This is a genomic window from Marinobacter arenosus (assembly GCF_019264345.1).
Taxonomy (GTDB): domain Bacteria; phylum Pseudomonadota; class Gammaproteobacteria; order Pseudomonadales; family Oleiphilaceae; genus Marinobacter; species Marinobacter arenosus.
Window position 1 is genome coordinate 783,407 of record NZ_JAHVAO010000001.1, and the last position, 23,316, is coordinate 806,722.

Below are 23,316 nucleotides of genomic sequence, written 5' to 3' on the forward strand. Positions count from 1 at the left end.
GGGAGGTTTCGATGAGCAGTGAGATTCCGGTCAAACAGGTTGACCCATCCTCTGACCCCTCCGATAACAACAACAAAACCGGAAGTGTCGAACTCTACGCCAGCCGCAAGAAAATCTATGTGAAAGAAGTCAAAGGCTTCTTCCAGCGCATCCGCAATGTCAGCCTGATGCTGCTGATGGGCATGTACTTCCTGTTTGTCTGGATCACCCTGGACGGACAGCCACTGATCCACTTCGACCTTCCGGCCCGGGAATTTCACCTGTACGGCCTGACGTTCTACCCGAAGGATTTCATCCTGCTGTCCGGGATGCTCATCATCTGCGCCTTCGGCCTGTTTTTCATCACGACCCTCTTCGGCCGGGTCTGGTGCGGTTACACCTGCCCCCAGACGGTGTGGACCTTTATCTTCATGTGGATTGAGGAGCGCATCGAGGGCAGCCGCAACAAACGCATGAAGCTCGACAAGGCCCCCCGCTCGGGTGCCAAAATCGCCAAGAAGTCGGCCAAACATACCGCCTGGCTTCTCGTCGCCCTCGCCACGGGGCTGACCTTTGTCGGATACTTCTACCCGATCCGGGAACTGATCACGGACCTCTTTACCCTCCAGGCCAACGGGTGGGCCTACTTCTGGGTAGCGTTCTTTACCATCGCCACTTATCTCAATGCCGGCTGGATGCGTGAACAGGTGTGCCTGTACATGTGTCCGTATGCCCGGTTCCAGTCGGTGATGTTCGACCCCAACACCCGCGTTGTGTCCTATGACCCGAACCGCGGTGAACCCCGGGGCGGCCGCAAAAAAGGAACCGATCCGGCGGAGGCGGGCCTTGGCGACTGCATCGACTGTGGCCAGTGCGTCCAGGTGTGCCCGACCGGCATCGACATTCGCGATGGCCTGCAGTACGAATGCATTGGCTGCGCCCTTTGTATCGATGCCTGTGACGAAATCATGGACAAGATGGACTACCCCAGGGGACTGATACGCTACACCACCGAGAACGAGCTGGAAGGCAAGACTTCCAAGCTGCTTCGCCCGCGTACCTTTGGCTACGGTGCCGTGCTGGCAATTATGATTGCGGCCATCGTCGTGACCATTGCAACGCGGGTACCGGCGCAGATGGATGCCCTCCGCGACCGGGGCGCGCTGTACAGCTTTAACGGGCAAGGACGGGTTGAGAATTCCTACACCCTGAAAATCGCCAACATGACCGAAGTTCCCCAGACGTTTTCGATTTCAGTGCGAGGCCTGGAAGGCATCCGGATTCTGACCGGGACGTCAGTAACGGTGGAAAGCGGCGAAAACCGGTCGCTGCCGACGGTGGTTGATGTGCCACCAGAATCCATCAGCCAGTCCAACAACGAGATTTTCTTTGAGGCCCAGTCGCAAACCGATACGTCGCTGAAGCTGGAAACTGAAAGCCGATTTGTTGGTCCAACCCGCTGATTCTGAAATGCGCGACGACCATACTGTTTAAACGAGAATGAGTGATATGACCGAACAAGCTCCGATAGCACCCTGGTTCCGCCAGCCCTGGTTCTGGTTCCTGACCATTTTTCCGCTGGCCGCCATCATCTGGTGCATCTCCATGATCATCATCGCGACCAACCTGGAAGACACCATGGTGACCGACGATTACTCCAAGGAAGGCCGCGGCATCAACATGGAAATCGCGCGCGACCAGAAGGCCAAAGACCTCGGCATGATCGCGGAAATGCGATTCGACGACCGCACCATCGCCCTGAACCTGTCGACAGACGAAGGACCGGCTGACTTTCCCTACCTGGTCCTGAATCTTTTTCATCCAACGCTGGCCGATCGCGACCGGACCATTCAATTCCAGAAAACTGGCACGGGCCAGTACAGCGGCCAATTGCTTGAAGACATTGATGGACGCTGGTATTACGACCTGCGTGGGCCGGATAACCAGTGGCGCCTGAAAGGCGAAGCCTGGCTGCCCGCGGACAACGGCATCACGGTCAGCTCAGAAGGCGCCGCCAAAGGGTGACTGCCCTGGAATGCTTCCACTGCGGCGAACCGGCAGACGGCGAACCGCCGATTACCCTTGAGCTGGATGGACGAATACAGCATTTCTGCTGCCGCGGCTGCAAGGCCGTTTGCGAGACCATCCGTGGTGAGGGTTTATCAGGGTTCTACGACATCCGCACCGAGCCCGCGGTCACGCCCCGACAGCTATCCAGCTCCGAACTTGCCCGTATTCGAGAGCTGGATCATCCCCTGGTCCAGCAGGCCTTCGTGTCACCGGTCAAAGGTGGCGAGGAAGCCCAACTCCTGATAGGCGGCATCACCTGCGCTGCCTGCATCTGGCTGCTGGAAAATCACATGAAGAAACAGCCGGGCGTGCTGTCTTTCAGTGTCAATCACACCACCCAGCGCGCCCGCCTGGTCTGGGCCAAAGACCAGAGCCGACTCAGCGACTTGCTGATTGCCATCCACGAACTCGGCTACACCGCACGCCCTTACCAGCCAGACGAAGCAGAACAGGCCCTTCGATCGGAACATCGCTCCATGTTGATTCGACTGGTGCTTGCCGGCATCGGCTCGTTCCAGAGCATGATGCTGGCCTTTCCCTTGTATTTCGAGATGGTGAATGACCTGTCACCGGAGTTTGTCAGTTTCTTCCGCTGGTTCAGTCTGCTGATCGCCACCCCAGTCGTGTTTTACAGCGCACGCCCCTTTTTCAGTAACGCCCGGCGAGATCTCCAGTCCCGGCACCTGACCATGGACGTGCCGGTTGCCATTGCCATTGGTCTGGCCTACGCGGCGAGCGCCTGGGTGACCGCCTTCGGCGGCGAGGAAGTGTATTTTGAATCGGTCTGCATGTTTACCTTTTTCCTGCTCCTGGGCCGCTACATCGAGGTGCAGGCCCGGTTCCGCGCCGGGTTGACCGGGAACGCACTGGCAGGCTTCCAGCCGACCGTCGCCAGTCGCGTGCAGGGTGAGGATCTGGAGGTCGTACCGGCGCATGCGATCAAACCGGGGGATGTGATTCGGGTTCGGCCGGGGGAAACCCTGCCCGTCGATGGTGAGATCGTCCACGGTCAGTCCACCCTCAATGAGGCGGCCCTGACGGGTGAATACCTGCCGGAGACCCGGATGCCCGGCGACACCGTGCATGCCGGCAGCATCAACGGCGAAAATCCGCTGGATGTCCGGGTGGTCAAGGCCGGTTCCCAGACCCGGCTGTCGGGCATCATGCGGGTTTTGGACCGGGTTCAGGCCGAGAAACCGCCGGTGGCGCAGATGGCCGACAGGATCGCCGGCAAGTTCGTGGCCCGGGTGCTGATCCTGGCCCCGGTGGTCTGGTTTGGCTGGTGGCTCGCCGGGGCCGACAATGCCTTCGACATCACCTTGTCAGTATTGGTGGTCACCTGTCCCTGTGCGCTGTCCCTGGCCACACCGACCGCCATCACCGCCGCAACCGTGAAACTGCGGCGTCTGGGTTTCCTGCCAACACGGGGCCATACCCTGGAATCCATGAACACGATTGATACCGTGATCTTTGACAAGACCGGCACACTGACCCGGGGCGAGCTGAGCCTCATTGCCGTGAGGGTCGTGGGTGACGTGGACGAGCGCACCTGTCTGAAGCTGGCAGCCGGGCTGGAACAACACTCCGAGCACCCCATTGCCCGCGTGTTTCATAACCGTCCGTCCGCTGTCGTCGAGCGGGTAAACAATCACCTGGGCGGCGGGTTGTCGGGACAGTGGGGGGAACAACAGCTCCATATTGGTCATAAGGAGTTTGTCGAGTCACAGACGGGCCTGCCTGCACCGGCCTCATCTGGCGACCGCGGCATGGAAATCTGGCTGGCGTCGGACCGCCAATGGCTGGCCTGCTTCTCGCTTGACGATCAGCCGAGACAGGATGCGGCTGACGCCATCCACGCCCTCCAGAGCCTGGGCATCCGCACCCTCCTGCTCAGCGGTGACCGGTCGGATCACGTCTCGCAGGTCGCCCACGCGGTCGGCATTGACGACGCCATAGGCCAGGCATCACCGGAACAGAAACTCGACGTCCTGAAGCGGCTCACCGACGAGGGACGCAACGTCATGATGGTTGGAGACGGACTCAACGACCTGCCTTCGATGGCCGGGGCGGGTATTTCCGTCGCCATGGGGTCGGCCGCGGACCTGACCCAGCTTCACGCCGATGCCGTGTTGCTCAATGGTCAACTGGTTCAGTTGGTTGAAGCCCTGAAAACCAGCCGTCAAACCCGCCGGGTTATTCGTCAGAACCTGATGTGGGCCTTCGTCTACAACGTGTGCGCCCTGCCCCTGGCTGCGGCCGGCATGGTGCCGCCCTGGCTCGCAGCCATTGGCATGGCAGCCAGTTCGCTGATTGTGGTTCTGAATGCCCTTCGATTGGGGCGGCAGGCCCGGCAACCAAAAACCCAGACCGAGGCCGCGGTTGGCGCTCAGGTTGTGTCCTGATACCGTATCCCGATACTTTTTCCGCGAGGTTTTGCCGTGCAAATCGTAATGATCCTGGTCCCGCTGGTGCTGATTGTGGTGGCCCTGGGTATTTTCCTGTTCTCGTGGGCGGTCAAAAGTGGCCAGTACGATGATCTGGAGGGGCCGGCGCACCGGATTCTCTATGACGATGACAAGGATATGATTCCGGACGATGCCCGAACGGACAAGTCGAATGCCCCGGCCGCGGAAGAGTCCGGGGAACGCAACGGGGCCGATTCGAACGAGGACGACCCGAAACCCTGATGGCCCCGGAACTCTACCTCAGTTACCCCAGCGCCTTTCTGATCGGACTACTGGGCAGTTCTCACTGCCTCGGCATGTGCGGTGGAATCAGCGCCTCGTTATCCATGGCCCTGCCCGTGGGCAAAGGGTTCAGGCTGCGCCAGACCCTGATGTTACTGGCTTTCAACGCGGGCAGAATTGCCAGCTACGCGATGATTGCGGCCTTGGTGGCTGTCCTGAGCACTTCCGCTGCACACCAGTGGTCGGAACTCGGCTGGGTGCTCCGAACCGTTGCGGGTCTGCTGCTGATTGCCATGGGGCTGTCGATGGGGCAATGGTGGCAAGGGATCCGCTACATTGAGAAGGTGGGGACGCCTGTCTGGCAGCGCCTGTCTCCGCTGACACGGCGCTTGTTACCGGTCAATCATGTGGGCCAGGCCCTGGCCCTGGGCGCACTCTGGGGATGGTTGCCCTGCGGCCTTATCTACACCACGCTCGGCTGGGCCGCACTTCAGCCCACCGTGGGCTCGGCAGCCCTGACCATGCTGTTCTTTGGCCTTGGCACCCTTCCCTCCATGCTGGCAACGGGTTACGCGGCGGGCTGGATTCGAAAGCTGCAGGGTCAACAGCTGTTTCGGAAAGTGACCGGCGTGCTGCTGATCGTGTTCGGCGTCTGGACACTGCCACTGACCGGCGGCCTGGCCCATTAACGGGATCGTCGGGCCATGGCCGGGCGATCAGCGCTAGATGTTCAGGACATCCAGGCGCCCAAAGTGGCCGGCATCCTCGGGCTCAGCCGTATTCACGGCCTGACGTTTCCCGCCCAGACGCTCTCCATCCCGGAAATTGTACAGGTTGGTGTCCGCAAGGTGAGACGGCTCAACGTTGCACATGGCACGAAACATGGTTTCCAGCCGGCCCGGGTGCTGCTTGTCCCAGGATTGGAACATGTCCTTGATGACCTGCCGTTGCAGGTTTTCCTGGGAACCACACAGGTTGCAGGGAATGATTGGAAATTCCCGAAGCGCGGCGTAGCGGGCAATGTCCTTCTCACGCGCATAGGCCAGTGGACGAATCACCGTGTTGCGGCCGTCGTCACTGTGCAACACTGGGGGCATGGATTTGAGTTTGCCACCGTAGAACATGTTCAGGAACAGGGTTTCCAGGAGGTCGTCGCGGTGGTGACCGAGCGCGATCTTGGTCACCCCGTGTTCTTCTGCAAAGTTGTAGAGAATGCCACGCCGTAACCGGGAACACAGACCACACGTGGTCTTCCCTTCCGGTACTTTTTCCTTAACAATACTGTAGGTGTCCTTTTCGATGATGTGGTACTCGATACCCATGGTTTTCAGGTATTCCGGGAGTACCTCCTCCGGAAATCCGGGCTGTTTCTGGTCAAGGTTGACCGCAATCAGCTCAAAGGAAACCGGCGCACTCTTCTGCAGGTTGAGCAGAATATCGAGCATGGCGTAGGAGTCCTTGCCGCCAGACAGGCAGCACATGACCTTGTCGCCGGCTTCAATCATCGAAAAATCGGCAATCGCCTGCCCGACTTCGCGGCGCAGACGCTTCTGCAGTTTGTTCAGCTCCAGTTTCTGGCGGCGCTCAAACTCGGCGCTCTGGGACGATTCGGGACTGGCGATCATTGCTTCGGACATACCAACTACGTTCATAAGGTTAATGAGCGTCGGATTATACGCGTCACAGGGATTCAGGGACAGGATACCGACATGGATATGTTGCAACCGCACCGTCAGATTACCGGAAAACGAGAGCTGAACCGGATCCGCAATCGAGGGGCCATCCTCGATGCTGCCAGGGAATGCTTTCGCGAACATGGCTACGACAATTCGACCATCCGCGACATCATAAGGCGCACCGAGCTGGCCTCCGGCACCTTCTACAATTACTTCTCAAGCAAACAGGACATCTTTGCCGCACTCCTGAGCGATTTCCTGACCCGGCTGAACCACAGCCTTACCCGTAATCGCCGTTCCGCGGACACGACGCAGGATTTTATTCACTCCGCTTATCTTGCCCTCTATACCGCAACCGCCCGGGACCCGCTGGTCTATGAACTGGCTCACCGCAACGACCGTGCCCTGCGAAAGCTGTTCGGCTCGGACATTCTTGGGCTGACGATGCTGTCACTGGAGGAGGACGTTCGCGAGGCGATGGCCCGGGGCCTGCTGCCAGAACTGGATTACGACTACCTCTGCGCAGCCTTTTTCGGAGTGGCCTACGAGATGAGCTTGAGGGTTGCCCAACGCGCCCATCGTGCACCCGACACCGCAGACGAGGAGGCGCTTCGGGCAACGCGGTTTTCCACCGCACTGTTTCTGGGCGGCATCCCCGAACTGTCCGGCCTTTCCTGACGCAGCCGACTGCCCTACCATTGGCCCATGACCGACTCCAATTCAATACGCCGATCTGCGGCTTTCGCTGTCGAGAATGACGGCATTCTGGAACAGCAGATTCAACACCTGCTGGTGGCGCTGGAACACGAACTGCGCCGAACGCCCGAAGGTGTCAGCGAACTGTTCCTGATCAAAGCGCTGCAACGCCCGCCGTGGGAGTTGATCGGAGACGTGTGCTTCAGCGATCCGGAGAAGCTATACCCGGTGCACTTCCTGCTGTTCCATGCACTTTACCGGCTGAGGGACCAGCTCTCAGAGATCGGTGAAACGCTGCACATCTCGCCCCTCCGCATCCAACTCTCACCCCAGGACGTCATTGCTGGCAAGGGCTTGCCGGACGAGCTCGACATGCTCCGGGCATTCTATCTGGATCTGTCCCAATACCACCTTCCCGAAGGGGTCATTCATCAGATGATGGACGACTTCTGGGCCGGGAGACCGGGCAGCCGACCAGACGCCTCCGACACCCTCGCGGCTGCGGAAAAACTGGGGTTCGACAGGGTTCCCGACAGTTTTCCGGAAGTGAAGCAGCGATTCCGGCGGGCGGTCATGCAGGCCCATCCCGACCGGGGCGGCGATACCAAGAGTATTCAGGCACTCAATCTTGCCTTTGCCACACTCAAAACCCACTTTCAATTCGCCAAATGACGTTGAGCGCACCCACTATCTACGACCGTTTGAAAGGATCTTTCATGTCACAACGAACATTCGTGAAGCCGCTACTGTTTCTGGCTCTGTTCACCCTGGCCCAGCAGACCCGGGCCGACCTTGTCGTGTTGCAATACCACCATGTCAGTGATTCCACGCCCGCGTCCACCAGCACCTCGGTATCGTTGTTCGAGGCTCAAATGGACATGATTTCAGACCTTGAACTGGCGGTCGTACCCCTGAAAAAGGGGACCGACGAGGCCTTGGCCAGCGAACCCGGGACGGAAAGCCGGCTGGCGATAACCTTTGACGATGCCTACGACTCGGTTTACACCACCGCCGCGCCAATACTCTCTGACAAGGCATTCCCCTACACCATCTTCGTAAACACGGAAGCCGTGGGGCGACAGGGCTACATGACGTGGGCTCAATTGAGGGAACTCGAGCAAAGGGAAGGTGTCACCATTGCCAACCACAGCGCCGACCATGGTCACCTGGCCCGCAAACCGGGCGAGAGCGAGAGCCAATGGGCACAGCGCGTTGAGTCCAGCCTGGACTCGGCGCAAGCAACGCTCGAGGACAAGCTCGGAAGCGCGACGCCCATGTTTGCCTATCCTTACGGCGAGTTCGACGCCGCGCTGGAGGCAAAAATAGCGGAACGGGGATGGTACGGCTATGGCCAACATTCCGGCGCCATTGCCCAAACCTCCGGTAGCACCCGTTTGCCCCGATTTCCCATGGCGAACACCTACGGTCAGCTCAACGGCCTCGAAAATAAACTGCGGAGCAAAGCATTTCCAGTGGACACTGCCAACTTGCCCGACGGGGTGATCTCCACCAACCCGCCGACGCTGACCTTCAGCCTGCCGTCATCAATAAACCCAACAGCCCTGACATGCTTTGCTTCGGGTATGGGGCGCATTGACTTTGAAGTGGATGACGGCGAGGTGGTGATTCGGGCGCCGAAGGCTTTCGATAGCCGGCGTTTCCGTTATAACTGCACCCATCCGGTCGGAGATGGCAGCTTTTATTGGCTGTCAAAGCAATGGCTGGACCTGACCCAGCCGGAAGACTGAACCAGCGGACTCAGTCCGGCTCTGCCATCATCAAGCCGATTTCCCCATGGTCAACATGGGGAATGGCCTTTGGCCCGCGGTCGGTTTCAATGACAGTCTGCCGATCCAGATCCTCAGTGCGGGTAAAGATGACCATCCAGCGCTCGCCTTCGGCCGGGAAGACCGGCACCCAGGCTTCGAGGAACCCGCGGCGACTCCAGGTTTCCGGTTCGTAGGGACTGACAAGGTCAGTCACCAGACGCACCGGCTGGAACTCGCTATCCAGGAACACCAGGGATGGTACGACTATGCCATCATGGTCATAGGACCGGATACGCGCGATAAAATCGGTCCGGTCGGCAACGCTGGCAAGGTCAATCAACTGGAATGGGCTGGTCCCGGTGAGAAAGCCGTGAACCGGAGATTGAGGATCCAGATCGACACCAAACTCACGGCCTTTCTGCCACTCTTCATGGTTACTCGTGTCCAGGCCCCGGCAGCATGACTCACTGAAACGAGCGAAGTAATCCTCGTTGCCGGATTCAATGCCCAGAACCGCAAAGGCGTCGGGATCACTGCCCGCAACAGGCTCCCGTGGCTCAAGGTCCGGCCCTGCATGGTAAATACTGGCAGGCGTCAATTCGATCGGAGGCGGAACCCGCCCTTTCTCTTCGTCGCTGCGGGTATCGGGCTGAAAGTAACTGACTCTCAGATTGCCTTCCGCATCGCGCCAGGTGAAATAGGGCTGACGCTCGCCTGGGCGGACATACCCATCCTTGGCAAGTTCGGATGCGTCCGGGTAGTTCTCCAGGGTGTACTCGGTTTCCTCTGCCAATGCCTTGGACATTTCACTTGCCTCGGCCCTGGTCTTGACGCCGGGGTCGCCACCTGCAGACGTGGTTGCCAGCTCTGTCTCAGAGTCCGACTCTTTAACAGGGGGCTTTACAATGGGTGAGTAGCGGACCCTGCCCTGCTCGTCCACCCACGTAAAATAGCCATCCCGCTCGGATACCGGTGCGCCACCAACCTGGCACCCGGTCGCCAGACCGGCCACCACTGAAATAACTGCTAACTTCACCAGAACGCGTATCGTCATGCCATGAGTCCACCCCGTCACTGGGTGCTGCCCGCTCAGAATTTGGTTCGGAAACTGAGGCCGGCCATGACCACCCGGAGCGAGGTTTTGATATCCAGCCCCGCATAGGGGTTGTAGATGATGTTGGTGATATTGTCGCAGTTTACGTTACAACTGGTGTCCGCCGGAATGGTTTCGATCGACTGCAGGTAACTGAGGTTCATGTCGATCTGAGTGTCCTTGTCCCACTTATACCCCATACCGACACTGTAGAGATTGGCGCCACCAAACGGAGCCATGATGGAGCGTTGATCGTCCGGTATGACCGAGTCCCGGATTTCAACGCCCGCCCGCAAATCCAGGCGCGACGAGGCATGGAATTCGGCGCCAAACGCCCAGTTCCACTGACTCTTGAAACCAAGGGGCAGGCGCAGGGTATCCGACGTGGCGTTATCCGGCGAGAGGATCTTCGCTGCGTTCAGGAACTCCAGGTTGCGGTCGAAACGGAATTCAAAGGCATCCCATTGAGCGTAATCGGTCCAGCCGATATCGGCGTTCAGCGTGAGTTTCGGGTGCACGTCAACACTGATCCCGGTCTGGAAGTGCTGTGGATACACCAGATCCATGCTGACATTACCGGCTTCGCGGGGCGCGCCGGATGGCAGGCTGAGGATGGCCGAGGTAATGGCACCGAGCACCGAGCTGTTCACGCTCTGCCAGAACCCGGACCAGTCATCCGTGTACTGAATCTCATACGTGCCCTTCAGGTTCATGTCGGCTTCGGAAGTGTAGCTTGCGCCCCAGGTGAACCACTCGGTCGGCTCCCACATGACGCCGAACGAATAGGTCGGCGATAAGGTCTCCTGAACATTGATGCTCAGGGCCCCGATGTCATCCCATGGACCGACGTTACCACCACACAGCGCCAGCCAGGGCTGGAGCGGTTCGTCACCGCTTTCACAGTTGAAGGCATCCTGCAGGATCTCCGCGACCCCCAATAACAGGTTGGGCGCCCTCATATACTGATCAGCGGCAATCCCCATGTGGGAAAGGTGGATACCCGCCCCCACCGACCACTCGTCGTTGATTTCGTACCCAACGGTGGGCGACAGGTAGGTTGTGCGCTGCAGCGCCGTTGCCTGGGGTTGATAACGGCCGGGATCGTCCTTGTCACGATAGAATCCAGCTGCCAACGGCAGATAAAAGGCATTGGCGAATGTCAGCTTCGACCCGGGAGGGTTGATGCTGATACCGGCCGACGGTGCCACCGCCGGTCCGGGGGGCGCCCTCAGGATGCCATACCCGGGCACATACAACGCCACGTTGTTGGTGTGGCTGTGGCTGTTGGCCACCGGGTCTTTCTGTTTGCCCGTGAGCGGGTCCGTTTCCAGACCGTCGATCCCGAAGATTTCATAGCCCTCGGGCGCCGTGAAATCGGCATCGATGTCGAGATAAACACTCATCAAAGTGACTTCAAGCTGGCGATCATCCAACTTGGTCAGGCCGGCCGGGTTGTAATGGATTGCCATGATTCCCGGGGGATCTGCCGTCACCGCGTTACCCAGGGCGAGCGCCTTCGGGTGGATGGTGAGGTTCTGCGCGAGCTGGGCCTCGGCACCACACGAGATGGTCGTGGCGATCAGAGCCGCGAGAATCTGCCGCTTGTGGCTGTAGTGTCCCATGAATTCCTTCCCTTCCCGTAAAACGTCGACGGCACCAATCACTCTTTGAGGCCGGAGAAATTAATGGGGAGGGATACACCCAGGGAGAAGTCCGGGGCATCCTCGGTCAGACCAATACCAAGACTGGTATTCACGATGGTGGTGTCGCTGACCCGGGTGCCCAGAGACATACTCAGAAAGCCTGTCATCTGGTCCTGGGCAACCGCCTGATCACCATTGCTGAAGGTGAGAACCGTTTCGTCGCTGTAACTGAGCTGTGCGGAAATACTCAGTGAGATGTCGTAGGACAGGGAGTAGGCAAAACCTGCAGAGCCCGACAGCCCGAACCCGGGATCCACCTCGGTCAACAGCCGGGCGCCCCGGACCTGGTTCAGGTCCTCGGCCGGCAGGTTGTAGGTCAGACTTACCGACCCGAAGACAACCACCGGATCAAGAACCTTGGACAGACTGGCGCCACCGGCCAGAGAGTAATAACCACTTCCGGTCGAGAGCTGTTCATTGATGTCGATCTCGTAGGGACTCACCCCGGTTTTCGTGGTGAAGGTTCCAAACAGCGTGGTCGACATTTTGCCAGGCACGTAGGCAAACGGCTGCCAGCGTCCGGTAAAGGAGATGTCGCCGAAATCGTAGACGGTAAGCTCGTCCTGCGAATCGTACTTCACCACCAACGGAATCCGTGTGCCAACGGTCAGGTTGTCCAACAGGCCATAATCGTAGGAGAACGCGTTGGTGAAGTTATGGGTGGCGGAGGGAACCACGTCGAGGTTCCGGACCGAGCCATCGGTGATGGCCAGATCCAGGCGCTGGTCCGCCGTGTAGGAATAGTCAAACGAGTAATTTAGGGCGTGAGTGCCTTTTTTCTGCAGCGAGTAATTCTTCTCCGCAGCCTGGAACACTTCTTCCAGCTGACGTGAAGAATCCTCGTCTCCCTCCTGCTTGGCCAGGGCTTCCCGCGCCTGGTCGACATTGCCTTCCTGCGCCAGGGCCATGCCCGGAAGCAGTCCTGCCGTGGAAACAAGGATAAAGCCTCGCACAAACCAACGATTCATCCTGACTCCCTTATTTTATTTGTAATGTCCTGATCCGGATAACAATCCGGAGAATTAGTTGCGACGGTAGTGCAGTTGTTTTCTGGTGTTTTCTACACTGCCGTCGGGATTGTTCTTCTGGCGTTCCAGGAGATTCTGGATTCGCCGTTCGGTGGCCTCGTGGAATTCCGGAATCCGTTCCAGTGCCAGCAAGGTCATGGTCTGGTCGTCTACAAAACGCAGGTCTTCCTCTTTCAATTCCAGGTTGTCCAGCGGCTTATCACTGCCGGGAAACACGATAAACAGAACGTTGTCGTCCCATTTCTCTTCAAACTCCGCCAGTGGAAACGAGATATTGCCGACCGACGGATCCGCCAGGTACACCCGCCCATCTCGAATGGTCCGAAGCACAACGAAGTGTTTGAAGCCTGCGTGGTGGATGGGAACAATAGCGGGGTGATCAAGATCCTTGAGATCGTCAATGGTGGCCCGAAAGCCGCCGGACGGGTATCCGAGCGCGGTCACCAGGCGTTTCATGTCGAGCATGGAAAAGGCCCGGCGCTCGACAATCCGCTCACTCTCACCGTAATGGAGCAGGCCTTCCATCACCTGCCGCTCCGACAGCGTTCGACCCAGGTAGAAATTCAGCACCGTGGTCAGCGCCGCACTCCCGCAACTGTAGTCATAGGCCTGGCGCACAATGTTCCGGTACTTCTGTTCAACCAGCGGTTCCACACGGACATCGGAGCGCAGTTTCACAGGCCCGGAATCAACATCCTGCTCGATGACAACGGTGCCTTTTTCGAAAGGCTCGACCACAGTTGCTTCCTGCACCATGGTGAATGTGAGAATGGATCCGGCGAGCACCAGCAGCATGTCAAAGGGGGTCCCTGTTTTTATTGGCCATGACATTTATCGGGTTACATGTTGTTACGGTAAGATACCGAAAAGCCTGATCCCTTAAAGATAACTGTGCCTCAAATCTGCCGCTGCAGAAGAGGCCTTCGGAAATGGATGTGAGAACCAGTTCAAGGCTTGGTGCGACAGCGTTGGAAGTTGACGCCAACGGGTAAAGCCGGTATCAACGGCTGATAAGACCGCCACTTCCAGATGTAGATCCTGATGACAACAACACTTAACCCGGGACCGATCACCTTTATTGCCGCCAAGAACGAGCGCCCGCTCGCCCCGCCTGCCTTATTGGCGCGGGAGAAGTTCAACGATGTCCTGCAGGGACTCGAGGCGGTCAGCCTACTGCTGGTGCACGCACCGGCCGGCTATGGCAAGACGACAACCATTGCTGACCGCCTGGATGCGCTGGAGGCAAAGGCCGCCTGGTACCGGCTGGAAACCAGCGACAACGATGTGGCCCGATTTGGCGGCTATCTGGCCAACGCCCTTGACCGGGCAACGGACGGTGGCTGTACCGAGACACTTGAAACTCTGCAGCGCTCTGGCTACCCGACTCTCGAGGCGTTGCTGACGGCGCTCCTGGCCGAACTAACCCAGACGGAAACGCCCCTGTTTCTGGTCCTGGACGACTACCACCTGATCAACAACTCAGAAATCCATGACGGCCTGCGCTTTTTGCTAAGGCACCTGCCCGGGAGCCTGACGCTGATCCTTATTTCACGCACCCTGCCTCCGGTCGGTGTGGCGCAGCTGCGGATGCAGGGTCGGATGGTCGAAATCACTAGCCGGGATCTGGCCTTTGGCGCGGATGAAGCCCAGAGCTACCTGGAGAGCCGGTTACCCTTCGAGGTTTCCCGGGAAAATATCGAGCGGGCCGTGCGCCGGGTCGAGGGCTGGATTTCGGCTCTTCAACTGCTGGCCGCCTCAGCCGCCACCAGCCTGGAATTCAGCGACTTTGTCGATCAGCTCGAACATGGCAACCAGCATGTGTTCGACTATTTTGACGAACTCCTGGGGCACAGCCTCACCGAACAGCAACGCACCTTCCTGTTGCGAACCAGCATTCTGGATCGTTTCAATGCCGGCATGGTAATGCGGGTCATGGACGACACAGACGGCCAGTCATTACTCAGCAGCCTGCTGTCCATGGGCCTGTTCATCACCCCGGTTGACAACTCCGCCCTGTGGTTCCGATACCACCCGCTGTTCTCGGTTTACCTGCGGCACTTACTGACCTGCACCACCCGGGAAAATCAGCGCGAGCTGCACCAACGGGCGTCGGACGCCTGGCTGCAGCTTGATCATGCGGAAGAGGCTGCCAAACATGCCATCGCGGCGGAAGATCCGGATCGCATCAATAGAGTGCTGGGGCTGCACGGTCGCAAGTTCTTCACCGAAGGCCAGTTCACCCTGCTGCAGCGTTGCCTCGACACCCTGCCCCAGGACCAGATTGCCCAGGATCCGACCCTGACACTGCTGCGCGCCTGGGTCGCCCAGGGCCAGTACAAGTTCGACGAGGTGGAGAACTGGCTGTCGGCGGCGGAATCCCGGCTGCAGACATCCATGAGTGAGGACACCCAAAAGGCGGTTCATGGTGAATTCAGTGCGATCCGGGCTCAGGTTGCCATGAATTACGGCGATGGCGACCGCGCGCTATCGCTGGCCCGCGAAGCCATTGAGCAAGAGGCCCGTTACCTGCCGACGTCCCGGGTAGCCGCCGCATCAGTGATTGGCGAGGCGCTGTTCGTGAGGGGTGAGCTGGACGAAGCTCTCGCCCGGATGCAAGACACGGAACACCTCGCGCGGGCTCATCAGGCCCACCAGAATGTCCTGTGGGCACTGTGCCAGCAAAGTGAAATCAGCGTTGCCATGGGCCTGTTACAAAAGGCGTATAACATTCAGGAGCGGGCCTTCCAGTACGCGGAGGACAATCAACTCAACCATCTTCCCATACTGGAATTCCTGTTCCGAATACGCAGCCAGGTGATGTGGGAATGGCACCACCTGGAAAGTGCCGAGCGCTGTGCCTTGCAGGGCATTGAGATTCTCGAGGCCCAGGGCGAGCGCTGGTACGTTCAGAGCTACACCTCCCTTGCCAAGGTGGCCCAGGCCAGAGGCCGGCAGACCCTGTGCGCCGACTACATCGGCAAGATCCAGAAAATGCTGGCGTCCGGCGATTACCATCTGGACTGGGTCGCCAATGCCCACGCCACCATGCTGTCCTACTGGGATGCGGTGCGGGACCACGATTCCATCCAGCGCTGGCTCACCATCGCCCCACCATGCGATCCGTTCAACGCCACCAACCATTTTTATCAGTGCAACGGCCGTAATCAGGCCCGAGCCCTGGTCAGCCTGGGACGCCTGCAGGAAGCCGAACCTTTGCTCGAATCACTGACGCAGGTGGCCGAACGACTTGGACTGAAAACCGACCTGAACCGGAATTACATTGCCCTCGCCAACCTGTACTGGCACCAGGAGCGGCGGGACGATGCCCTTCGGCAGATGAGGGCGGCCCTGCAATTGGCCAGCACCACCGGCGCGGTGGGAAGCTTTCTGCGCCTGGGTAAGGTGCTGATCGTCATCCTCAAGGCTCTGATCAGCGAAGGGGCGGTCGACGGCATGGAACTGCAGCGGGCGGAGCGGCTCATACAGCTGGCTCAGCAGCAGCGGGATTTCAGCCGGGCCATCCGGATCTCACTGGACGAGGCCATCATCCAGGACATCATAGACCGCCCGGACGTTCCCGAACTGATCCGGACCTCACCGCTCACACGCCGCGAGTGGCAGATCCTGAGCCTGATTCATGCGGGGCTCTCCAACGACCAGATTGCCGAACACCTGAAAGTAGCCTCGACTACCGTCAAGACCCACATTCGAAGCCTTTACCAGAAACAGAACATCAGCCACCGTTCCGAGGCCATTGAACTGGCCAAGGATCTGTTGAGCAAGATTCAGGGCGAATAACCTGCGGACCGGTCGAGCGACCGGATCTGCCGGTCCTGCAGGCGGCCAAGCAGGATCAGCGCGAGGATGGCGCCGGACAACGCCCAGGCCATATCCGACTGGGTGTCCCAAACGTAGCCCTGAGTACCCAGGAAGGATTCCGCCGCCTCTTCGCTCGCCAAGGCGACCCACCACTCGATCAGTTCATAGAATGCGCTGAACGCCAGGCAAAAGCTGACGATAAAAAACGAGCGCCAGCCTGGCCTGGCGAACACCCCCAGCCGGATAACCACTTCCCGGGCGATCAGGGCCGGAACGAAGCCCTGGGCGAAATGCCCCAGCTTGTCGTAGTTGTTTCGTTCCCACCCAAACCAGTCACCCAACCAATCAAACAGGGGCACCTCGGCGTAGGTGTAATGCCCGCCCACCATGAGGATGACCGCGTGGATAAGGATCAACCAGTAGAGCATGGGCGTGAGCGGAAAACGAACCACACACCATGCCACCAGGACCAGACCGATCACCGCAGGCAACACCTCCAGGACCCAGGTGGCCCGATCCTTGGGACCGATCCCGGACCAGATCAGCACTGCCAGAAAAACCATTGTCCAGACCAAGGCGGGTAGCGGAAATCGCGCCATCACAGTCATCCTGCTGCTCTATCGATTGGTGTGGTGGTACAGAGTAGAGCCATCTTTGCCGTCATCAGCTCGTGGTAGCGGGCAGAAACCGACCGAAGCCCAATTCCTTGCCGAGAGCCGGTTCGATGACTTCATCCGTAACCGCGGGGCGACCGTTGATCAGGACATGTTTCACGCATCCCGGAACCCGGTTAACCATCCGTTCGAGGCCAAAGCTTTCCATATCGGCCCAAGTGACCTGCTCCAGATCCTGGTTCAATCCCTCGGGATCCAGGATAGTGACATCGGCCCGGTCACCCTCCCGGATGTGGCCGGCGTCAATGCCCAGCCAGTCGGCCTGTTCCCCGGTCAATCGGTGGACGGCGCGCTCAAGGGACATCACCGGCTGACCCCGGCTATGGCTGTCCTGAATCAGCTTCAGGAAACGAAGAGGCAGGTTGTAGAACGCCATGTTGCGAATGTGTGCGCCAGCGTCGGAGAACGTAATCAGGGCGTTGGGATTCTTCACCATCTGCTGAAGCCGGTCCTCGCGGTGATTGCCGACCACTGTAAACCACCGCAGCGCCCGACCGTGAGCCACAACCATATCCAGAAAGAAATCGACCACGTGGATGCCACGTTCATCGGCCAGTTCGGCGAAGTTCCGCCCGACCAATGAGGCGTCCGGGCAGCCCAACACAATGGCATCGCCAAAGTCTCTCTGCCAGACCCGCGGCGACAGCTTCTCCTTGTAGAACTTGCGAAAGGTTCGCCGGTACTCTTCGTCTTTCAGCAGTTCATTGCGTTCGAGCTGGTCGCGAACATCCAGTGCCATTTCTCCGGCCCCGAATTCTTCAAACAGGACGATGTCCATGCCGTCGGCATAAATGGCAAAGGGCGTTGGCAGAAGCTGCCAGCGGAAATTACCCCGGAAGGCGTTGGCAAGCCAGCCCACGACATTGGCCATGGGCCGGACCGTGGGGTTACCCTTCAGATCGATCATGGCGATCAAGGTGGTTTTCAGTGGCTTCCGGAACCAGCCTAGGGTTTCCCGAAGGTATTGGGTGACCTGGAGCGGATTGGCGGCATTGGGAGCCCCCTGGTGCACCCGCCCGTAGCGCCGCAGAAGCCGGTTCAGGCGACTGACCTCCCGCCAGCGCGCATAGGTGCTTGGCAGACTCTTGGACCACTCCCGGTCACCGTCGACCTTGTCCCATTTCAGGCACATGGTCGACAACCCCAGGAAGCCCACCTGCAAGGCCTCTTCCAGCAACTGTTCCATGCGCCCCAGCTCCTCCGGTGTCGGCTTGACGCGCCGATCGGTCGCGCGATGAAGCCCCATCACACCAACACGCAGATCGCTGTGCCCCAGAAAGCTGATCACGTTGGGTCCCAGCGGGTGGTCGCGAAGAAAACTCAGCCAACCGGAAGGCGTCCGCCAGCTTTTGTGCTGTTGCAGAATGGGCAGTACCTTCTCCCTCGGCACCGTCTCCACGCGGGTAAAAATATCCGAGGCATCCTCGGCCTCCGAACAGACCATGCTCAGGGAACAGCTACCGATCAATACCGTGGTGACCCCATGACGCACGGATTCGGACAACGAGGGGGCAACAATCAGCTCCGCATCGTAGTGGGTGTGAGTATCCAGGAATCCGGGCGTGACCCAGCATCCCTCGGCATTGATCACGCGGTCCGAGAGACTGGTGTCCGGTTCGGAATTGAACACCCGCTCGATACGTCCATCGCGAATGGCCACATGTGCAATGCGGGATGGACCACCGGTGCCGTCAAAATAACGGCCCCCGATGATAAGCGTGTCATACCGGTTCATGCAGGCTCACTCCTGTCAGGTTTTTCTTGTTCGGAAACAGTCTAGCCAGACCGGGCCGACATTTCCCTGTTTTACCGCCGGGAACCACTACCGGCCCCGGATTCGCCCCCCATCTTCCAGTTGCCGGTCCGGGTGGCGAACGACTCCATCTCCCTCGCTCAAACCACTCCGAACGACAGTGTAGAGACCGTTGCTGCGGCCGGTGACAACCGGGGTCAGTCTGGCCCTGTCCTCCACGGCCCGAAATACGTGATGGGTTCCCTCGTGCTCGAAAATGGCTGATGCGGGAATGCGCAGGACGTCATCGGCCTCCCACAGCACAAAGGTAGCGTCCACCCGATACCCGTCACCCAGCATTTTCCACTCATCCACCGGACTCACAATGTCCGCCACCACCTGCACCCTCTGCTCGTCAACGCCGAGGGCGGAAATGTCCTCAAATCCAACCGGCTCAACCCGTCTCACCGAAGCCTCGAGCATCTGGCCGCCCCAGCCGGTCAATCGGGCCCTGACCCCGGGAGTCAGTTTGACCGCGTCGAAACTCAAAACCTCCACCACCACTTCCAGTGCCCCTGGATCTCCAACTTCCAGGATTGGCTCGCCTGCCTGTATCACGCCTTCACTTTTCCTGACGATCCCCAGAATGGCGCCGTTTACCGGCGATCGGACCTCAACCCGCTCAACAGCCCCGTTGCCGCTCGTCCGGGCCGCGGACACCTCCAGCCGTGTCCGGGCCGCGCTCAGTTCGTGGGCCATCACCTCTTCATCAAACCGGGCGGACCGAAGAATTGCCTGGGCACGCTCGTCTGCCGCTTCGGCCTGCTCCAGCCGATCCTCAGAGACAAAATGCTTGCCGCTCAGGGCCTGGAGCCTCGTCAGTTCGCTCGCAGCAAAGATTGCTTCGGCCTCGGCCGCCGCCACTTTCTGTCGGGCGGAATTGAGCGCAGACCGAGCCGCCCCGACCCGGGCCTCGGCCTCTGCCCTGCTGCGGGCATCGAGCACACTGGCCGGCATCGGATCCACCTCGGTCAGCAGTTGGCCCGGCGCTACCGTATCCCCCACCTCCAGCGATACCCGGTGCAGGTAGCCAGCCACAGGAGACGAAACCAGGTAGCGGTCCTTCACCCGGGTTTTGCCCTCCTCGGTGATCGACACTTCCATTGCCCCCCGTGCCGCTGGCACCAGATCAACCCAGACCGGATCCGGGCGCAGGGTAAAGTACAGGGCCGCCAAAACCAGGAGGGCGAACAGCACCCAGAACAGCCACTTGCCGGCAGAACGCTTGTCTGTCATCACTCCCTCGTTTTCAGCACAGCCACCAGATCCAGATTCTTGAGCCGCCACCAGGCCACCGCGCCCGATACCAGCGCCGACCCCAACACCACCGTCGCTGACAGCGCCAGGGTCTGGGACGTGATCGTCAACGGCACCCTGTAGAGTTCGGTCTGCAAAGCGGTAATCAGCAGAAAGGCCAGCCCTTGCCCAATCAGCCAGCCAACGACAATGCCCGAGACCAGAAGCAGGGCCATTTCACCAAACAGAATGTGGGCAATCTCGTTATGGGTGTACCCCAATACCCGAAGACTAGCCAATTCCCGACCTTTTTCCGCCAGCGATATGCGAATCGTGTTGTAGATCACGCCGAACGCAATGATTGCGCCCAGCAGGCTGTTGAAAAACGTAAAGGTGAGAAAGGTTTGCGCCATTGTCTCGTAAAAACTGTCGAGCATGGCCTGCCGGATGCTTATACCGAGCACGCCGGGCGTTTCCCGGAGTTGCCGATACACGGTATCTTCAAGAGCAGGATCCACATTCAACAGGGCCTGGTTGATCAGTGGCCCCTCCCCCAATACCCGATTCAGGGCATCCAGCCTCATGTAAGCGCCCACCCCGAGGAACTCGCTGGTGGTTCCGGCCACCGGCACGGACAGGGTTCGGCGGTCGCCTTCGAGAATCTCAACCGTGAGGTTCTCGCCTGCCGACACTCCGAGCTCGCTGGCAAGAAAGTCGGTCAGAAGAAGGCCGTCGGCGGGCAGGCTCACCGTTTCCAGATCCTTGTCCACGACAAACTGAAGCGCGGCGTCCCCGGGGATGCCGGTCAAGGCACTGCGCCACTCCCGGTGCCCGTTGACCAACCTTGCGGCGACCGAGCGACGCCCTTCGACAAAACGGACCCCTGGCTGGCGCTGCAGTCCGAAAAGCACCGCGGCATTGGCAGGGTCGATCAGGGTGGCCGTCAGGTCCTGCTGCTGCACCCGGGCAAACTCGGTTTGCACCATGAGCGACACCGCGTCGAACTGGAAATTGCCCACCATGATGATTGCGGTAGACATGGCAACGCCGATCATTGACAGAAACGACCGCAACGGCCGACGGGTCGTCTGGCGCACAATCATTCGGGAAGGTTGGGAAAAATGGATTCCGGACAGCCACTTTTCGGCCCGAGTGATCCGGAATTTCGCCGGCCCTTCCGGTCGCATGGCTTCCGCTGGCGCCATCGAGGCCGCCGAACGGATGGCACGCCAGCCACCCAGCCAGGCGACCGCAACGGTGATCATGGTCAGCAACACAAGCCAGCCCGGATCGAGCCGGAACAATAGCCCCGGAAACCGGTAATAATCCATGTACAGCTCGCCCAGGCCCCGCCCCAGCCAGACCCCAAAGCCAATACCGAGGACAAGGCCCATGGCGGCTATGGTCAACACGAGCTGACTGTAATGCCAGGCTATCTGGCGGTTGTCGTAACCGAAGGCTTTCAGCACCGCAATGATGTCTCTCTGGGTGCTCACCAGTCGACTTATGACGACGTTGAGAAGAAACATGGCAACGCTCATGAAGATCAGGGGGAAGACCGTCGCCATGATCTTGAGCTGGTCCAGTTCATCACTGAGAAAGCGGTGTGAGAACTGGTCTTCCCGGGCGAAGGCGCCGGTGGCTCCGTACCGGTCCAGCAACCGGTCAAGGCCGTCAATCACCGAGGCAACGGGATAACCGGGCTCGGTCCGAACCACCACGCTATTGAACGCCCCCCGCATGTCCATGGCCGCAGCCAGTGAGTCCGAGCTCAACCAGAGCACGCCATAGCGTTCAAAGTCCGGGAGCATGCCACCCGGTGGAATGACGTAGATGAATTCAGGCGATTCAACGATGCCGGTCAGCGTCAGCGTCTGCTGGCGCCCGTTGATAATGGCTGAGAACCGGTCACCGGGCTGAAGCGCATGAGCGTCGGCAAATGAACCGACAGCAGCGACCTCGTCGGGCCTGCCGGAGGCCGGCAACCGGCCCTCGCGCAGGAACAGCCGATTGACCTCGGGCTGGCCCTGATCGGGCAGAGACAACACCCGTGCCGAAACCGGGTCGGTGAATCCAGGAATTTCAAGTTTCGCTGCGCCCTCCACCCGACCGGTCAGCCGGCTGACACCGGGGATCTCAGCCGCCTGTTGCAGCACATGCTTTGGCGCCCGCTTTACCGTCGCAAACACCTCGGCAAACTGGTACTGCTCGTAGTACTGGCCGCGGGTGGCGGAGAGCGAGGAATAGGCCACCAGCGACATCACGCACACGGCAACCCCGCCCGCAATGACCAGGGCGATGGCCAAGACCTGCCCCTTCATTTGCCAAAGCTCTCGCCGTACCTTGGTTGTCAGTGCGGAAGCCATCGCCCTACCAGCTCAGGGTGTGGGGTGACTGACGCTCACTGTTACGCCGTTCGCCACTGATGTTGCCATCGGACAGGGTGATCACCCGATCCGCCATGCCGGCAATTGACGCGTTGTGGGTGATGATAACGGTGGTGGTTCCGGTTTCCCGGTTAGCGCTTTCCAGGGCCTCGAGGACCAGGATGCCCGTCTGGGAATCCAGTGCGCCGGTTGGCTCATCACACAGCAGTACGTCGGGGCGCTTGGCGACGGCGCGGGCGATGGCTACCCGTTGCTGCTCGCCGCCAGACAACTGGGCGGGAAAGTGGTGCATTCGATTCCGCAGGCCAACCAGATCCAGGGCATCCTCGGGTGCCATCGGCCGTGTCGCGATTTCAGTGACGACGGCAACGTTCTCCAGAGCGGTAAGACTGGGAATCAGGTTGTAGAACTGAAAAACGAAACCCACGTGGTCGCGCCGATAGTGGGTCAGCTCCCGATCACCCGCGTTGCTCAGCTCCGCATCCCGGTAGCGGACTTCGCCGGACGTTGGCACATCCAGGCCACCGAGGATGTTGAGCAGCGTGGATTTACCGGATCCCGACGCCCCCAGCATGACCACCAGTTCCCCGGCGTAAAGGTCCAGGTCAACGCCTCTCAAGGCGCGGACCTGAACTTCCCCTTGATCATAGGATTTGGTCAGTCCGCGGGTATGGAAAACAGGTTTTGGGTCCATCAGCGCCTTCCCG

At 59.6% G+C, this 23,316-nt stretch carries 19 protein-coding genes; 9 read left to right on the forward strand and 10 right to left on the reverse strand.

The window, feature by feature from the left end; translation table 11 throughout:
* Window positions 1-11 precede the first annotated feature (11 nt).
* From ccoG to KXD86_RS03615, 5 genes are read left to right on the forward strand one after another with little or no spacing between them, the layout of a single operon-like run.
* Complete coding sequence (gene ccoG, locus KXD86_RS03595; RefSeq protein ID WP_218634710.1) at window positions 12-1,442, forward strand: cytochrome c oxidase accessory protein CcoG; 1,431 nt, start codon at window positions 12-14, stop codon at window positions 1,440-1,442.
* Between the two features lie 46 nt (window positions 1,443-1,488).
* Complete coding sequence (locus KXD86_RS03600; protein WP_218634711.1) at window positions 1,489-2,004, forward strand: FixH family protein; 516 nt, start codon at window positions 1,489-1,491, stop codon at window positions 2,002-2,004.
* Complete coding sequence (locus KXD86_RS03605; protein ID WP_218634712.1) at window positions 2,001-4,451, forward strand: heavy metal translocating P-type ATPase; 2,451 nt, start codon at window positions 2,001-2,003, stop codon at window positions 4,449-4,451. The genes KXD86_RS03600 and KXD86_RS03605 overlap by 4 nt, the downstream gene beginning before the upstream one ends.
* 36 nt (window positions 4,452-4,487) lie before the next feature.
* Entirely contained in the window at window positions 4,488-4,736 is a 249-nt protein-coding gene (ccoS, locus tag KXD86_RS03610) for a cbb3-type cytochrome oxidase assembly protein CcoS (RefSeq protein WP_218634713.1), read from the forward strand.
* Entirely contained in the window at window positions 4,736-5,425 is a 690-nt protein-coding gene (locus tag KXD86_RS03615) for a sulfite exporter TauE/SafE family protein (protein WP_218634714.1), read from the forward strand. The genes ccoS and KXD86_RS03615 overlap by 1 nt, the downstream gene beginning before the upstream one ends.
* A 33-nt stretch (window positions 5,426-5,458) precedes the next feature.
* On the opposite strand, the gene ttcA is transcribed toward KXD86_RS03615, so the two are convergent.
* Complete coding sequence (gene ttcA / locus KXD86_RS03620) at window positions 5,459-6,373, reverse strand: tRNA 2-thiocytidine(32) synthetase TtcA (RefSeq protein ID WP_218634715.1); 915 nt, start codon at window positions 6,371-6,373, stop codon at window positions 5,459-5,461.
* A gap of 72 nt (window positions 6,374-6,445) precedes the next feature.
* On the opposite strand from ttcA, the gene KXD86_RS03625 reads away from it, so the two are divergent.
* From KXD86_RS03625 to KXD86_RS03635, 3 genes are read left to right on the forward strand one after another with little or no spacing between them, the layout of a single operon-like run.
* Window positions 6,446-7,090, forward strand: coding sequence for a TetR/AcrR family transcriptional regulator (locus tag KXD86_RS03625; RefSeq protein WP_218634716.1), 645 nt, complete (start codon window positions 6,446-6,448; stop codon window positions 7,088-7,090).
* A 27-nt stretch (window positions 7,091-7,117) separates the two neighbouring features.
* Window positions 7,118-7,780, forward strand: a complete 663-nt coding sequence (locus tag KXD86_RS03630; RefSeq protein ID WP_218634717.1) for a DNA-J related domain-containing protein — start codon at window positions 7,118-7,120, stop codon at window positions 7,778-7,780.
* 44 nt (window positions 7,781-7,824) lie between these two features.
* Window positions 7,825-8,856, forward strand: a complete 1,032-nt coding sequence (locus tag KXD86_RS03635) for a polysaccharide deacetylase family protein (RefSeq protein ID WP_218634718.1) — start codon at window positions 7,825-7,827, stop codon at window positions 8,854-8,856.
* A 10-nt stretch (window positions 8,857-8,866) separates the two neighbouring features.
* On the opposite strand, the gene KXD86_RS03640 is transcribed toward KXD86_RS03635, so the two are convergent.
* From KXD86_RS03640 to KXD86_RS03655, 4 genes are read right to left on the reverse strand one after another with little or no spacing between them, the layout of a single operon-like run.
* Window positions 8,867-9,931: a MalM family protein gene (locus tag KXD86_RS03640; protein ID WP_218634719.1), complete on the reverse strand. Its 1,065-nt coding sequence runs from the start codon at window positions 9,929-9,931 to the stop codon at window positions 8,867-8,869.
* Between the two features lie 35 nt (window positions 9,932-9,966).
* Complete coding sequence (locus KXD86_RS03645) at window positions 9,967-11,592, reverse strand: OmpP1/FadL family transporter (protein ID WP_218634720.1); 1,626 nt, start codon at window positions 11,590-11,592, stop codon at window positions 9,967-9,969.
* A gap of 38 nt (window positions 11,593-11,630) precedes the next feature.
* Window positions 11,631-12,641 (reverse strand): transporter, encoded by a 1,011-nt coding sequence (locus KXD86_RS03650; protein WP_218634721.1) that lies wholly within the window; start codon window positions 12,639-12,641, stop codon window positions 11,631-11,633.
* A 54-nt stretch (window positions 12,642-12,695) separates the two neighbouring features.
* Window positions 12,696-13,496, reverse strand: a complete 801-nt coding sequence (locus tag KXD86_RS03655; protein WP_218634722.1) for a C39 family peptidase — start codon at window positions 13,494-13,496, stop codon at window positions 12,696-12,698.
* 246 nt (window positions 13,497-13,742) lie between these two features.
* On the opposite strand from KXD86_RS03655, the gene malT reads away from it, so the two are divergent.
* Window positions 13,743-16,499, forward strand: a complete 2,757-nt coding sequence (gene malT / locus KXD86_RS03660; protein WP_218634723.1) for an HTH-type transcriptional regulator MalT — start codon at window positions 13,743-13,745, stop codon at window positions 16,497-16,499.
* Here malT and KXD86_RS03665 read toward each other — a convergent pair.
* From KXD86_RS03665 to KXD86_RS03685, 5 genes are all read right to left on the reverse strand, one after another.
* Window positions 16,487-17,119, reverse strand: coding sequence for a DUF2238 domain-containing protein (locus KXD86_RS03665; RefSeq protein ID WP_218634724.1), 633 nt, complete (start codon window positions 17,117-17,119; stop codon window positions 16,487-16,489). The two genes, malT and KXD86_RS03665, sit on opposite strands and share 13 nt — an antisense overlap.
* 64 nt (window positions 17,120-17,183) lie before the next feature.
* Complete coding sequence (locus KXD86_RS03670) at window positions 17,184-18,929, reverse strand: N-acyl-D-amino-acid deacylase family protein (protein ID WP_218634725.1); 1,746 nt, start codon at window positions 18,927-18,929, stop codon at window positions 17,184-17,186.
* Between the two features lie 87 nt (window positions 18,930-19,016).
* Window positions 19,017-20,222, reverse strand: coding sequence for an efflux RND transporter periplasmic adaptor subunit (locus tag KXD86_RS03675; protein ID WP_218634726.1), 1,206 nt, complete (start codon window positions 20,220-20,222; stop codon window positions 19,017-19,019).
* Entirely contained in the window at window positions 20,222-22,543 is a 2,322-nt protein-coding gene (locus KXD86_RS03680; protein WP_228739313.1) for an ABC transporter permease, read from the reverse strand. The genes KXD86_RS03675 and KXD86_RS03680 overlap by 1 nt, the downstream gene beginning before the upstream one ends.
* Before the next feature lie 49 nt (window positions 22,544-22,592).
* Complete coding sequence (locus KXD86_RS03685) at window positions 22,593-23,303, reverse strand: ABC transporter ATP-binding protein (RefSeq protein WP_218634728.1); 711 nt, start codon at window positions 23,301-23,303, stop codon at window positions 22,593-22,595.
* Between the last annotated feature and the right edge of the window lie 13 nt (window positions 23,304-23,316).